General features: G+C 62.7%; 8 protein-coding genes and 1 pseudogene. 8 read left to right on the top strand and 1 reads right to left on the bottom strand.

The features are described 5' to 3' along the window. Positions 1-9: 9 nt before the first annotated feature. From kdpB to JET17_RS17655, 8 genes and pseudogenes are all read left to right on the top strand, one after another. Positions 10-2,064: a potassium-transporting ATPase subunit KdpB gene (gene kdpB, locus JET17_RS17685; protein ID WP_012315322.1), complete on the top strand. Its 2,055-nt coding sequence runs from the start codon at positions 10-12 to the stop codon at positions 2,062-2,064. A gap of 10 nt (positions 2,065-2,074) precedes the next feature. Then, positions 2,075-2,626 carry a potassium-transporting ATPase subunit KdpC gene (kdpC, locus tag JET17_RS17680; protein ID WP_012315321.1) on the top strand — a complete coding sequence of 184 codons (552 nt, stop codon included), beginning with the start codon at positions 2,075-2,077 and terminating at the stop codon, positions 2,624-2,626. A 150-nt stretch (positions 2,627-2,776) separates the two neighbouring features. Further along, complete coding sequence (locus JET17_RS17675; protein WP_012315320.1) at positions 2,777-5,431, top strand: sensor histidine kinase; 2,655 nt, start codon at positions 2,777-2,779, stop codon at positions 5,429-5,431. Beyond that, the gene (locus JET17_RS17670) at positions 5,428-6,123 is read left to right on the top strand and encodes a response regulator (RefSeq protein WP_012315319.1); all 696 of its coding nucleotides are present in this window, start codon (positions 5,428-5,430) and stop codon (positions 6,121-6,123) included. Before JET17_RS17675 ends, JET17_RS17670 begins: the two co-directional genes overlap by 4 nt. A gap of 407 nt (positions 6,124-6,530) precedes the next feature. After that, on the top strand, positions 6,531-8,303 hold the full coding sequence (locus JET17_RS17665) for a GGDEF and EAL domain-containing protein (protein ID WP_042111592.1): 1,773 nt from the start codon (positions 6,531-6,533) through the stop codon (positions 8,301-8,303). Positions 8,304-8,335: 32 nt separating this feature from the next. Next, positions 8,336-9,097: pseudogene (locus JET17_RS27855) on the top strand (PAS domain-containing protein); the annotation flags it as partial. Positions 9,098-9,127: 30 nt separating this feature from the next. Further along, entirely contained in the window at positions 9,128-9,634 is a 507-nt protein-coding gene (locus tag JET17_RS27850) for a methyl-accepting chemotaxis protein (protein WP_261981986.1), read from the top strand. A 134-nt stretch (positions 9,635-9,768) separates the two neighbouring features. Beyond that, on the top strand, positions 9,769-11,121 hold the full coding sequence (locus JET17_RS17655) for a spinster family MFS transporter (protein ID WP_012315316.1): 1,353 nt from the start codon (positions 9,769-9,771) through the stop codon (positions 11,119-11,121). 43 nt (positions 11,122-11,164) lie between these two features. Here the strand turns inward: JET17_RS17655 and JET17_RS17650 are convergent, their stop codons facing one another. Next, the gene (locus tag JET17_RS17650) at positions 11,165-13,642 is read right to left on the bottom strand and encodes a TonB-dependent siderophore receptor (protein WP_012315315.1); all 2,478 of its coding nucleotides are present in this window, start codon (positions 13,640-13,642) and stop codon (positions 11,165-11,167) included. Between the last annotated feature and the right edge of the window lie 31 nt (positions 13,643-13,673).

The raw sequence follows: 13,673 nt of genomic DNA, 5'->3' as shown, positions 1-13,673 counted from the left end.
GAACCGACCATGAACATGCCCATTCCTGAAGTGAACGCCCGGCACAGCGCCAAGGACCAGACCCGCTTCGCCGCGCTGTGGCGCCCGGCGCTGGTGCAAGCATTCGTCAAGCTTGACCCGCGGCAGCTCAAGCGCTCGCCGGTCATGCTGGTGGTCGCGCTGACCGCCGTCCTGACCACCGTGCTGTGCTTTGCACCCGGCAGTGACGTGAGCACCGGCGTTGCCGTGCAGATCGCGTTGTGGCTGTGGTTTACCGTGCTGTTCGCCAACTTTGCCGAAGCGCTGGCAGAGGGCCGCGGCAAGGCCCGCGCCGATAGCCTCAAGGCCGGCAGTCAGGGGCTGACCGCAGAGCGCCGTATGCGCGACGGCACGTTCGAGACCGTTGCCGCTGCGCAGCTGCGCAAGGACGACGTAGTCCGTGTCGTTGCCGGCGAGATGATCCCGGGTGACGGCGAGGTGCTCGAGGGCATCGCGGCGGTCAACGAAGCGGCCATCACCGGTGAGTCTGCGCCGGTGATTCGTGAATCCGGGGGTGACCGCTCGGCCGTCACTGGCAATACCCGGTTGGTTTCCGACTGGCTGCTTATTCGCATCACCAGCAACCCGGGCGAGTCTACCCTGGACCGCATGATCGCCTTGGTCGAAGGCGCCAAGCGACAGAAGACGCCCAACGAAATCGCGCTGGATATTCTGCTGATCGGCCTGACGTTGATCTTCCTGATCGTAGTGGTCACGCTGCAGCCATTCGCCCACTTCGCCGGCGGCAGTCTGCCACTGATTTTCCTTGCTGCACTGCTGGTGACGCTGATCCCGACCACCATTGGTGGCCTGCTCTCGGCCATCGGCATCGCCGGCATGGATCGCCTTGTGCGCCTGAACGTGATCGCCCGCTCGGGCCGTGCCGTGGAGGCGGCCGGTGACGTGCACACGCTGATGCTCGACAAGACCGGCACCATCACCTTTGGCAATCGCCGTTGCAGCGCCCTGCATGCAGCCACCGGGGTGACCGCCAAGGAGCTGGGCGAGGGCGCCTTGCTCGCGTCGCTGGCCGATGACACGGCCGAAGGCAAGTCGATCGTCGAGTACCTGCGCCAGTTGCATGACTTCGTCGAGCCGGGCGTGGGGCAGTTCGACGCCATTGCCTTCAGTGCCGAGACACGCCTGTCGGGCATCGATTTCCAGCAGCATCGCTACCGCAAGGGCGCCGTTGATGCCGTCCTCGCCTTCGTCGGCATGCAGCGCCTGGAAATGCCGCTGGCGCTGGCCCGCGAAGTTGAACGCATCGCTCAGAGTGGTGGTACGCCGCTGCTGGTGTGCGTGGACAAGCGGCTGCTCGGCGTGATCCATCTCAAGGACGTGGTCAAGCCTGGCATCCGCGAACGCTTCGCCGAGCTGCGCAAGCTGGGTATTCGCACGGTGATGGTCACCGGCGACAACCCGCTGACGGCCGCGGCCATCGCCGCCGAGGCAGGTGTTGATGACGTGCTGGCCGAAGCCACACCGGAGAAGAAGCTGGCGCGCATCCGCCAGGAGCAGAACGACGGCCGCCTGGTGGCCATGTGCGGCGACGGTGCCAACGATGCCCCTGCTCTGGCCCAGGCTGACGTAGGCATGGCCATGAACGACGGCACCCAGGCCGCGCGCGAAGCCGCCAACATGGTTGATCTGGACAGCGACCCGACCAAGCTGCTGGACGTGGTCCAGGTCGGCAAGGAGCTGCTGGTGACACGTGGCGCGCTGACCACGTTTTCCATCGCCAACGACGTGGCCAAGTACTTTGCCATTTTGCCGGCGTTGTTCGCTGCCATCTACCCGCAACTGGGCGTGCTCAACCTGATGCAGCTGGCCAGCCCGCAGAGTGCGATCCTCTCGGCCATCGTGTTCAACGCACTGATCATCATCGTACTGATCCCCTTGGCGCTGCGCGGCGTGCGCGTACAGGCGGCCAGTGCTGCCCATCTGCTACGGCGCAACCTGCTGATCTACGGCCTGGGCGGCATCATCGTGCCATTTGCCGGGATCAAGCTGATCGACCTGCTGCTCAACGCTTTGCACCTGGTCTGAGGAGGCCACCATGAACACATATGTACGCCCGGCGCTGAGCCTGATTCTGTTGTTGGCGGTGGTCACCGGCGCGCTGTATCCGCTGGCGGTGACCGGTGTTGCCCAAGTGGTTTTTCCGGAACAGGCCAATGGCAGCCTGGTACGCGATGAGCAAGGCCAGGTGCGCGGCTCGGCACTGATCGCCCAGGATTTTCAGGGGGATGGCTGGTTTCATTCGCGGCCTTCGGCGGGGGCTTATGCCACCGTGGCCAGCAGTGCCAGCAACCTGTCGCCAAGCAACCCGGCGCTGGCTGAACGGGTCGCGGGCGATGCTGCGAAGCTGTACCAGGCCGGGCAGGGGCCGGTGCCACAAGCATTGCTGACCACCTCCGGCAGTGGCCTGGACCCGCATTTGCCACCGCAGGCGGTGGCCTACCAGATTCCGCGGGTGGCGGCGGCGCGCCAGATACCGGTAGAGCGCTTGCAAGCCCTGCTGGAAGGGGCCACCCTCCATCCATTGATCGGGCCGCCTGTGGTCAACGTTCTGGCTCTTAACCAGGCCTTGAGCAAATTTGGGCTATGAACGTGGGGCCGCGTTGCGGCCCAATCGCCGGCAAGCCGTCTCCCACAGCAAGGGCACAGCTTTCGAAAGCTGTGAACCACTTGTGGGGGGCGGCTTGTCGGCGAAGCAGGCACAGACAATGCCGATCGTGGCACTACTGAAGGATGAAGCATGAGTGACGCAGCCCGCGCAGACGCGCTGTTGGCCAACCTGCCGCGCGAAGGACGTGGCAGGCTCAAGGTATTTCTCGGTGCAGCCCCCGGCGTAGGCAAGACCTACGCCATGTTACAAGCCGCCCACGCCCAACAGCGCCAGGGCGTGCAGGTACTGGCAGGCGTAGTCGAAACCCACGGCCGCGCCGAAACCGAATCACTCCTCTCTGGCCTGGTCCAGCAACCTTTGCTACGCAGCGAATACCGGGGTGTCACCCTGGAGGAAATGGACCTTGACGGCCTGCTGAAAGCCGCCCCCGGCTTGGCCCTTGTCGATGAACTCGCCCACAGCAACGCCCCGGGCAGCCGCCACGCCAAACGCTGGCAAGACGTTCAGGAACTGTTGGCCGCCGGAATCGACGTGTACACCACGGTCAACGTCCAGCACCTGGAAAGCCTCAACGACAAGGTGCGCGACATCACTGGCGTGCACGTGCGTGAAACGCTGCCGGACTGGGTGCTGCAGGAGTCTTTCGAGCTGGTGCTGATCGACCTGCCGCCACGCGAGCTGCTCGAACGTCTGCGTGAGGGCAAAGTCTACGTGCCCGAGCAGGCTCGGGCTGCGATCGATGCCTATTTTTCCCAGACCAACCTCACCGCGTTGCGTGAGCTGGCCATGCAGGCCGCCGCCGCGCAGGTCGATGCCGACCTGGCCCACGGTTATCGTCAGCGTGGCCAAGAGGCGCCGGCCCTGCGCGGGCGTCTGCTGGTGGGTGTCGATGGTGACGATCAGGCCGAACGCCTGGTGCGCCATGCCAGCCGGGTTGCGCAGCGTCGGCATTTGCCCTGGAGCCTGGTGCATGTGGACAACGGGCGGCTGCGCGACGAAACCGCACGGCAGCGTTTGCAGGCGGCCCAACAACTGGCTGAGCGCCTGGGCGGGGAAGTGGTCCTGCTGCGCGCAGGCGAGGTGGCACGCACGCTGATCCAGCATGCCGGCGAGCGCCGAGCCAGCCTGGTGCTGGTGGGTCAGTCCCGGGACCGCCTGCGTCGTCGACTGTTCGGCGCAGGCGTGGCTGCCCGGTTGCTGCGCGAAAGCCACGGGCTTGAGATCAACGTGCTCGACCGCGATGCCCAACCGGCCCCCGCAAGTTCGGCCGTGCGACGGGTGTGGATATGGCGCCACTATCTGTTGGCACTGGCCGCGACCGCGCTGGCGACGGGGTTGTCCTGGGCGGTGTCGAGCGTGTTGGCGCTGCCCAATATTTCGCTGGTTTTCCTTGCCGCCGTACTTCTGGTCGCGGTGCGCAGCAGCCTGGGCCCGGCCTTGGCCTGTGCTGCCTTGTCATTCCTGACCTACGACTTCTTGTTCATCCCGCCGAATTTCTCCTTCAGCATTCAGCGCGAAGAAGACGTGCTGACACTGGTGTTTTTCCTGTTGATGGCTGCGCTTACCGGCAACCTCGCTGCGCGTCAGCGCCGCCAGTTGCAGGCCCTTCGCGAAACCCAGGCGCAAACCAACCAGTTGCTCGACCTGTCGCGACGGCTTACGGTCGCCACCGACCGGCAAGCCGTATTCAACGCCGCCGGCCAGCACCTCAACGGCTGGCAGGACGTGCACGTCTGCCTGCTCGAACGCAACCCCGAAGGGCAGTTACAAGTGGCCAGCGGCCAAGCCCAGGCCTTGAGCGACAACGAGCGCGCCGCCGCCGAATGGGCCTGGCAACATGGGCAGGCCGCCGGCCATGGCAGCGACACCCTGCCTGATGGCAGATGGTGGTGGTGGCCGTTGACCGTCGACGATCATCCCCTGGCCATGCTCGGCGTACGCCCCCAGTCCGGCGACCCTCTCAGTGCCCAGCGGCGCCGGCTGCTCATGGCGCTTGGTCAACCGCTGGCCCAGGCCCTCGCTCGGGCTCGCCTGGCCGAGCAACTGGAAGCCGCCCGCCTGCACGGCGAGACCGAGCAGTTGCGCAGCGCGTTGCTGGCCTCTGTCTCCCACGACTTGCGTACTCCGCTGACCGCCATGCGTGGCAGTATCGACAGCCTGCTGGCGCTGGGCGAAGCCATCCCCACCGAAGACCGCCGCGAGCTGTTGGAGGGTACCCGCAACGAAGCCGAACGCCTTGACCGCTATATCCAGAACCTGCTCGACATGACCCGTCTGGGCCATGGCGGTCTCAAGCTGGCCCGCGACTGGGTCGCCCCTGCCGATATCGTCGGCAGTGCCCTGAACCGCCTACGCGTAGTGCTCGCGCCCCTGCGCGTGCACACCGACGTGCCCGCTGAGTTGCCGTTGCTGTTCGTGCACGCCGCGCTGATCGAGCAGGCGCTGATCAACGTGCTGGAGAACGCAGCGCGCTTTTCACCCGCCCAAGGCCGCCTCGAACTGCAGGTGTCGGTGCACGACGAGCAATTGCGGTTCGCGGTCAGCGACCAAGGGCCTGGCATCCCCGTGCCTGAACGCGAGAAAATCTTCGACATGTTTTACACCGCGGCCCGCGGCGACCGCGGCGGGCAGGGCACCGGCCTGGGCCTGGCGATCTGTCAAGGCATGATCGGCGCCCATGGTGGGCAGATTCTGGTCAGCGAAGGCATCGATGGCCTTGGTACCTGCATCACTTTATGCTTGCCCTTGCCCCAACAACCCGAAGCCGAAAGCGAAACCCCATGAGCCAGTCTGCCACCCTCCTGGTCATTGACGACGAACCGCAGATCCGCAAGTTCCTGCGCATCAGCCTGGCCTCACAAGGCTACAAGGTAATCGAGGCGGCCACCGGTAGCGAAGGGCTGGCCCAGGCTGCCTTGGCCAAGCCTGACCTGGTGGTGCTTGACCTCGGCTTGCCTGACATGGACGGCCAACAAGTGCTGCGCGAGTTGCGTGAGTGGAGTGCGGTGCCGGTGATGGTGCTGTCGGTGCGTGCCAACGAACTGCAAAAGGTCGATGCGCTGGATAGCGGGGCCAATGACTATGTGACCAAGCCGTTCGGCATCCAGGAGTTTCTGGCCAGGATACGTGCGTTGTTGCGCCAGGTGCCGCAAGCGGGCGGGAGCGAGGTGACGGCGAGCTTCGGGCCTTTGACTGTGGACTTCGCATTTCGCAAGGTGACGCTTGAGGGCGCTGAGGTGGCGCTGACCCGCAAGGAATATGCGTTGCTGGCGCAACTTGCCGGGCACCCGGGGCGGGTGATTACCCAGCAGCAGTTGCTCAAGGATATCTGGGGCCCGACGCACGTGGAGAACACCCATTATCTGCGGATTGTAGTGGGGCATTTGCGGCAGAAACTGGGGGATGATCCAACAGCACCGCGGTTCATCATTACCGAGGCCGGGGTGGGGTACAGGCTGGTTGCGCCTTCCTGCTAAGGCCTTGTCGGTCAAGCTGCACCTTCGTTGTTGCGCACCATGAAACGCCCTCCCTTGCTCCCTCTCCTCTGAATGGTCGCAGCCATCAGCCAACTGAGCGTTTTCGCTCAGCAACATCGCCCCCATTTACGCTTCCGTGTCAGGCGTTGCCTTAGGGCAACGCCGTTCTTTTCTTTGTACGCCAATTTTATTTTGTACAGGTATGCAGCCGGGAATTTGCCGTATTCACGGCGAATAAGTCTTTGCTAAGAATAAAAAATTGTACAGCGCTCTGGATTTGTACAAGTTTTGTCGGTACTGTTGATTTCCTCGCAGGAGCGCGGAACGTTCAAAGGAGTGATGAAGTCTCAGTAATGGCCCATAGCCATAACCTTGTTGCCATTCCGATAGGGGCAGGTGAAATGAACATGAATGTCGCCCCTATGCCGTCCAATGAAGAGCAGCGCTTGGCTGCGGTCGCCGAATGGTGTGTTGCGCACCAGGACTGCAGCACCGAGCTGCGCACACTGGTCGAATGGGCCGGCCGTTACTTCAATGCCCCGATGTGCCTGATCTCGATCGTCAGCGAGTGCCAGCAGTGGTTCATGGCCAAGACCGCATTGGAGGCCGACAGCACGCCGCGGGATGTGGCGTTCTGTGCCCATACCATTCTTCAGGCGCAGCCGCTGGAAGTACTGGATGCGACGCAGGACCCGCGCTTTGCCGAAAACCCGCTGGTCACCGGTGCGCCCGGCATTCGCTACTATTGCGGCGCTCCGCTGCTGGTGGACAAACAGGTCGCGATTGGCAGTTTCTGCATCATCGATACGGTCCCGCGTGAGGCCATGGATGATGCTCAGCGCGGTATGTTGCAGGCGTTCGCAGACATGGCAGTGCAGATCATTGCCGGTATACGCCATCGAAATTTCTACGACCAGCCGACTGGGCTGTTCAATCGGGTAAAACTTGAATGCGACGTGCAGACGCGTCTTGAACGCCATGATGCCCTGACCGTGGTGGTGTTCGACATCATGCCGGCGCAGGTGCTTACGCACATGATCAAGGTGTTGGGCTACAACTTCGCCCACGATCTGACCCTTCAGGTGAAAGACCTGATCGTCAGCCAGCTTGACCCGGACCTTGCGTTGTACAAGATCAGCCCCACCCGGTTTGCCGTCATCGTGCATCAGCACCCTCTGGCAATGTGCGCGCGGGTAATCGGTGCGCTGAGCGACCCTGTGCAGTGTCATCAGATTCCCGTGCTCCTGGATGCTGCGGTCGGTATTTCGCCGGTCACCCGCTGCGACGACGATGGCAGCCTTGACTGGTTGCGCCGTGCGGTGGGCGCCGCTGACGCAGCCCGTGGCAACCCTAGCCGCTGCGCGCACTATCAGCCGGAGGTGGACGCCGCGCAGCGCAGGGCCTTCTCCTTGCTGTCCTCACTGGGGGCAGCGCTGCAGAGCGATGACGAGCTCAGCCTGCACCTGCAGCCGCGAGTCGAACTGCAAGGCCATACCTGCAACAGCGCTGAAGCGCTGTTGCGCTGGCGTCATCCGCAATTGGGGGATATTTCCCCTGCCGAGTTCATCGCCCTGGCCGAGAAAACTGCGCTGATAGCCTCGATCAGCCTGTGGGTGATGCGCGCGGTGTTGAACATCCTGCAACACGCTCAGGCGCCGGACTTGCGCATCAGTATGAATGTCACCGCGCGCGACCTGGAGAACGCAGTATTCATGGACACCTTGCTTGCCGAGCTCCAGCACAGGGCCATCGCGCCATGGCGCCTGCAACTGGAGTTCACTGAAAGCGTGCTGATCGAGCAACCCGAAGAAGTGCGCCGGCAGTTGCTGCGTGCACGTCAGGCCGGGATCGACATCGCCATCGATGACTTTGGTACCGGCTATAGCAACTGGGCCTACCTCAGCCGCATTCCTGCCACCCTAGTGAAACTGGACCGCTCGTTGATCCAGAAAGCCACGCACAGTGCCAAGGACCTCCTATTGGTGCAGTCGCTGGTGGGGTTGGCTAACCAGCTCGGTTACCAGGTTGTGGCCGAAGGCATCGAAACCGCTGAACAGCTCACCTGTGCCAAGGCCTGGGGCTGTACCCAGGCGCAGGGCTATTACCTGGCAAGGCCCATGCCACTGGCCGCCTTCCAGACGTGGTACTGCAACAACCGGCTCCGCAGGTCGCAGATTTGACTTATTCGTCGCTATTCTCAGCAGGTGCCAGCATGTTCAACCGGCAATTGAAAACCACGCTCGCCGAGCGTGAACGCGAACTGGAAAGCCTTCGGCAATGCCTGGAGCAGATAGAGCAGGCGGGTTTTTTTCTGCGGCTCGACGCCGATTGGCGGATCGTCGACTGCAACATTTCCAGTGCTGCTGCGTTCGGCGTCACTGTGGATGCCTTGACCGGCACTTACCTGAGGCAGTGGCTTCCCGCAGAGGCCTTGCGCGGGTTGGCCAGCGCGCTTGCCAATGGTGTGCCGCTGCACGATGACATGAGCCTGAATGCGGCCAATGGCAAGTCGGCGTGGTGGCGCCTGGGCTGGTATCCGCGGTTGGATGCACAAGGGCGGGTATGCGAGGTCCGCGCATACGGGCGCGACGTGTCCAAAGAGGTCGGGCTGGCTCGGGAGAACCAGGCGCTGCTCGACGCGTTGTTGCGCTCCAGCGCGGTCATCCAGTTCGATCTGGCAGGCAATGTGCTGGCCGCCAATGACACCTTCCTGGCGGGCATGGGATACCGTCTGGATGAAGTGGTGGGTAAGCATCACCGTATGTTTTGCTGCGCAGAAGATACCGCCAGCCCGGCATATGCAGAATTCTGGCGAACGCTCAATACCGGCCGCTACGTCACCGGCCGTTTTCGCCGCCTGGACCGGCACGGGAACGAAGTGTGGCTGGAAGCGAGTTACAACCCGGTGAATGATGCGCAGGGAAAATTGGTGCGGGTGGTCAAGTTCGCCTCGGTGGTTACCGCACAGGTCCAGCGCGAAGAGGCCATCAAACAGGCCGCGCAGATGGCGCTTGAGGTGTCCCGCAATACCGTTGGCGGAGCGTCTGAGGGCGCGGCGGTGGTGCAGCAAGTGGAGCAGACCATGCAGGGCATGACCCGGCAACTGCAATCGGCCGGCACGACGATCACTGCACTGGGCGAGCAATCGGTGTTGATCAGTTCGATCGTCCAGACCATCGGCGGCATCGCTGCGCAGACCAATCTGCTCGCGCTCAACGCAGCCATCGAAGCAGCCCGCGCCGGCGAGCAGGGCAGGGGGTTTGCCGTAGTTGCCGACGAAGTGCGAAAACTGGCGGCGCGCACCAGCACGGCTACCGATGAGATCGTCTCGGTGGTGGCGCACAACCAGACGCTCGCTAGCCAGGCCGTTGGCGAGATAGAAACCAGCCGGGATCACGCCACGCAGAGCCTGCAGCTCGCCTCGCAGGCAGGTGAGGCGATTGGCGTGATCTTGCAGGGCGCGACGGGTGTGGTGAACGCTGTAGAGCGAGTGAGTCAGGATTTGCGTTGAACCGGGCCAGCGTACTGCTCACCGGGCATCGCTCGATATCAGCGCGGTCAATGGTGACAGACGATGCGCAGTTCCCCCTCTAGATTCGTGTGGCGTGCTGGAAGCCCCGAACAACAATAACGAGGGACCTGACTATGCCAACCGCCATCCAAGCGACCAACGCCTGGCGCATCCTGTTCCTGCTGTTCCTGGCCAACCTGTTCAATTTCTTTGATCGCACGATACCCGCCATCATCATCGAACCGATTCGCTTGGAGTGGCATCTGAGCGACTTCCAGATCGGCCTGATCGGCACAGCCTTCACGCTGGTCTATGCCATCGCTGGCCTGCCATTGGCACGGCTGGCCGACACCGGCTCGCGCAGCCGGCTGATGGGCTGGGGCCTGATGGCGTGGAGCGGGCTGACGGCAGTCAACGGCATGGTTGGGAGCTTCTGGAGCTTTCTGCTGGTGCGCATGGGGGTGGGCATCGGTGAAGCCAGCTATGCGCCCGCCGCCAATTCGCTTATCGGAGACCTGTTCCCTGCCGAGCGGCGGGCAAGGGCGATGGGTATCTTCATGCTCGGCCTGCCGCTGGGCCTGTTGCTTGCCTTCTTCACCATCGGCGCCATGGTGCAGGCCTTCGGCAGCTGGCGCGCACCTTTCTTCATTGCCGCAGTACCGGGTGTGGTGCTGGCGCTGTTCCTGTTCCTGATTCGCGAACCGGCACGCGGCGCGGCAGAAACCGTAGCCGTCTCCCAGGCTCCACTGGACCGGCCCCTGCGCCGCGTACTTAGCGTGCCCACCTTCGCCTGGCTGGTGCTCGCCGGCCTTACGTTCAACTTTGCTTCGTACGCCTGCAACTCGTTCATGGTGCCCATGCTGCAGCGGTACTTCGAGCTGCAACTGCAACAAGCCGCAGTCGCCACCGGGGTCATAGTCGGTGTGACTGGCTTGGTAGGCCTTACCCTTGGTGGCTGGGTGGCCGACAAGGTGCATCAGCGCTTTGCCAATGGCCGGCTGATGTTCGCCGTGCTGAGCATGCTGGTCGCCACGCTGGCCACCGCCTGGGCGCTGCACGCCGGGCGGATCGAGCTGGGCCTGTTCGTGGCACTGTTCGGCGTGGGCTGGCTGTTCTCGTACAACTTCTACACCTGCGTGTACACCGCCATCCAGGACGTGGTGCAGCCCCGCCTGCGTGCCACGGCCATGGCGCTGTATTTTGCCGGGCTGTATCTGCTTGGCGGTGGATTGGGGCCGGTGGTGGTCGGCGGGCTGTCGGACCATTTTGCCGTTGCAGCCATGAACGCAGCAGGGGAGGCGATGATGAGCGAGGCGTTCAAAGCCCAGGGGTTGCACGACGCGATGTACCTGATACCGGTGGCGCTTATGTTGACCATGGTGTTTCTGCTGGCCGCGTCGCGGTGTTTCAGCCGCGATGCGCAGCGGATGCGGGAGGGGATGGTGGCTGACAGCGAAGCAGTGGAGGGCCGCGCTGTCCAAGCCTGAGTAACATCGGCCGTTCCGAAAGGCTGTCATGACAGCGTCAGCATCAGAAACTGGCTTTGACCGATACCATGAAGTTGCGTGGCTCACCGTAATAGTTGCCGAAGGTTTCGGTGCCGATGCTGGTGTAGTAGCGCTTGTCGAACAGGTTGTTACCGTTGAGCGCTACCGACCAGGTGTCATCGATGCGATAACCGATACGGCCATTCCAGATCGCATAGCCTGCCTGGTCGATTTTTTCGCCACTGGCGGGCGAGACGCGGAAGTTGTCGCTTTGCGCGTTGACCCCGGCACCGATAGACAACCGTTCAAACGCGCCGCTCAGGGTGTACTCGCCCCACAGGCGCAACACATGCCGAGGCACGTAGCTGTTGAACGCCGCACCGTTCAGGCTGCTATCGATGTCGTCCAGGGTCTTGGTCTGGGTGTAGGTGTATCCCGCAAGCAGTTGCAGGCGCTCGATGATTTCCCCGCTGAGCTCCGCCTCGAAACCTTGCGCACGTACCTTGCCGGCGTTGACGTAGCAGTAACCATCGGATGACGGGCATGACGAGTTATAATCGGTCTGCGCCTGGTCTTTCTGAATAGTACGGAACAGGTTGAAGGCGCCGTTCAGTCGCCCCTCCAGCCAGGCCCCCTTGATCCCCAATTCATAGCTCTGGCCCACAAGCGGCTTGAGCGCGGATCCGTCTTCAGACCGGTAATTGCCTTGTGGAGTGAAGATGTCCGAGTAACTGGCGTAAGCGGTGAGGTTTTCGTTCAAGTCCAGCAGTACGCCGGCGAAGGGCGTGACCTGCCCGGTCTCGCGGGTGCTGGAATGCTCCGACGTACCGGTATTGATAAAGTCGGAGTCGGTCGTGGAGGTGTACCAGCTCACCCGGCCGCCAACCACCAGGGTCAGTGGGTCGGCCAGTTTCAAACGCAGGGTCGAGTAGAGGCCTTTTTGTGTAGTCTTGGACTTCACCGGCCCGCCGCGAGATGAGTTGTCTATGAAGTAGCTGTCGTCGGGCTCAGGGATGAACTTGTCGGGGTTGAATACATTCTGGCGCTGCGGCAGAAAGGCCACTGAGTAGAAGTCGTCCTTGTTCGAACGGCTCGCATTCATGCCCAGCACCAGTTCGTGTTGTTGGCCAAACGCATCGAATGTGCCATCGACGTAGGCGTCCAGGCCGTAATCGACCTGGTCGTAGTCATACATGCTGCCCAGCATGCCAGTGGTATTGGTACCGGGCGTCACTGCACCTGAGGCAAACGCGTACTTGATGTCTTGGGTGTTCTTCGTATAGACGCTGGCAACCTTGAGTTTCCAGTCTTCGTCAAGCTGATGGGACACGTCACTGAACACGGTGGTGCGCTGGCTGCGCCAGGTGTTCCATGAGGGGTCCAGGCAGGTTGAGCGGCTCAGCTTCAAGTCGCTGCGATCCCGATAGCGCGGCAGGCCACCCCAGCATGGGTTGGCATCCACGTCTTCATAGGCAACGCCCAGCCCCAGGGTGGTATCGGCATTCAGATCGAAGTCGAGCGCACCGTAATACACCTGATCTTTGCGGTTGGCGTCGTCCACGAAGTAGTGGCGGCTCTGTTCGGCGATCACCGCCCGGCCGCGCAGAGTGCCGGATGCGTTCAGCGGGCCGCCGGTGTCCAGCTGGCCGCGGTAGTTGTCCCAACTGCCGCCGGACAGGGTGATGTCGGTATGCGCAGCTGCCAGGCCGCGCTTGCGCACGAAATTCACCCCGCCCGCAGTGCCTCCGGAGCCTTTCATCATGCCCGCTGCGCCGCGCAGTACTTCGACCCGGTCGTAGTACGCCATGTCGCTGCTGAAACTGTCGGCCTGGACATAGAGGTTGCCCATGTCCAGCGGCACACCGTCGTACTGATACTGGCCCGACATGCGGAACCCGCGTGAATAGAAGTATTTGCCACCCATGGTCGAGTCGTACACAGTAATACCGGGCGTCTTCTCCATGACCTGGTCGATGGTGTACAGGTTCTGGTCGTCCATCATCTTGCGGGTCATTACCGTGACCGACTGTGGCGTCTCTTTGAGCGAGTGCTCACCTTTGCCGATGGTGACCGCGCCCGTGGTGTACGAGCCGCTGTTCTCTGTCGTGGCGCCCAGCACCTGGCCAGTGATGTTGGTGGCTCCAAGTTCCATTGCCGAACCAGCGGAAGGCACTTCCCGCAGCACATACGTGCCGTTGGCTTGTGGCTCGGCTTGCAGGCCGCTGCCGGCCAGAATCCGGCTAAAGCCTTCAATGACGCCGAAGGCACCTTTGAGCCCAGAGGAGCTAAAGCCGTCTGTTTGCCTGGCATCAAACGAAATCGCCGCCCCCGCCGCGCTGGCGAAGTGACCAAGGACTTCGGTCAGGCTGCCACCAGGGATGTCGAACGACCGCACTGCGCTGTGCTGGGTCGCCACGGCTGCCTCGACCGTTGCTGTGGACCAGGCTCCGACAGTGGTTACGGCCAGCAGCGCGACTTTTACCGCGGTCGCCAGACGACCACGCTTGAATACCTCAGACATCCTAATCCCCCTGAAAATGATCGATGAAACC

This window comes from Pseudomonas putida (assembly GCF_016406145.1).
Classification (GTDB): domain Bacteria; phylum Pseudomonadota; class Gammaproteobacteria; order Pseudomonadales; family Pseudomonadaceae; genus Aquipseudomonas; species Aquipseudomonas putida_E.
This window is presented reverse-complemented; position numbering and strand designations above follow the sequence as displayed.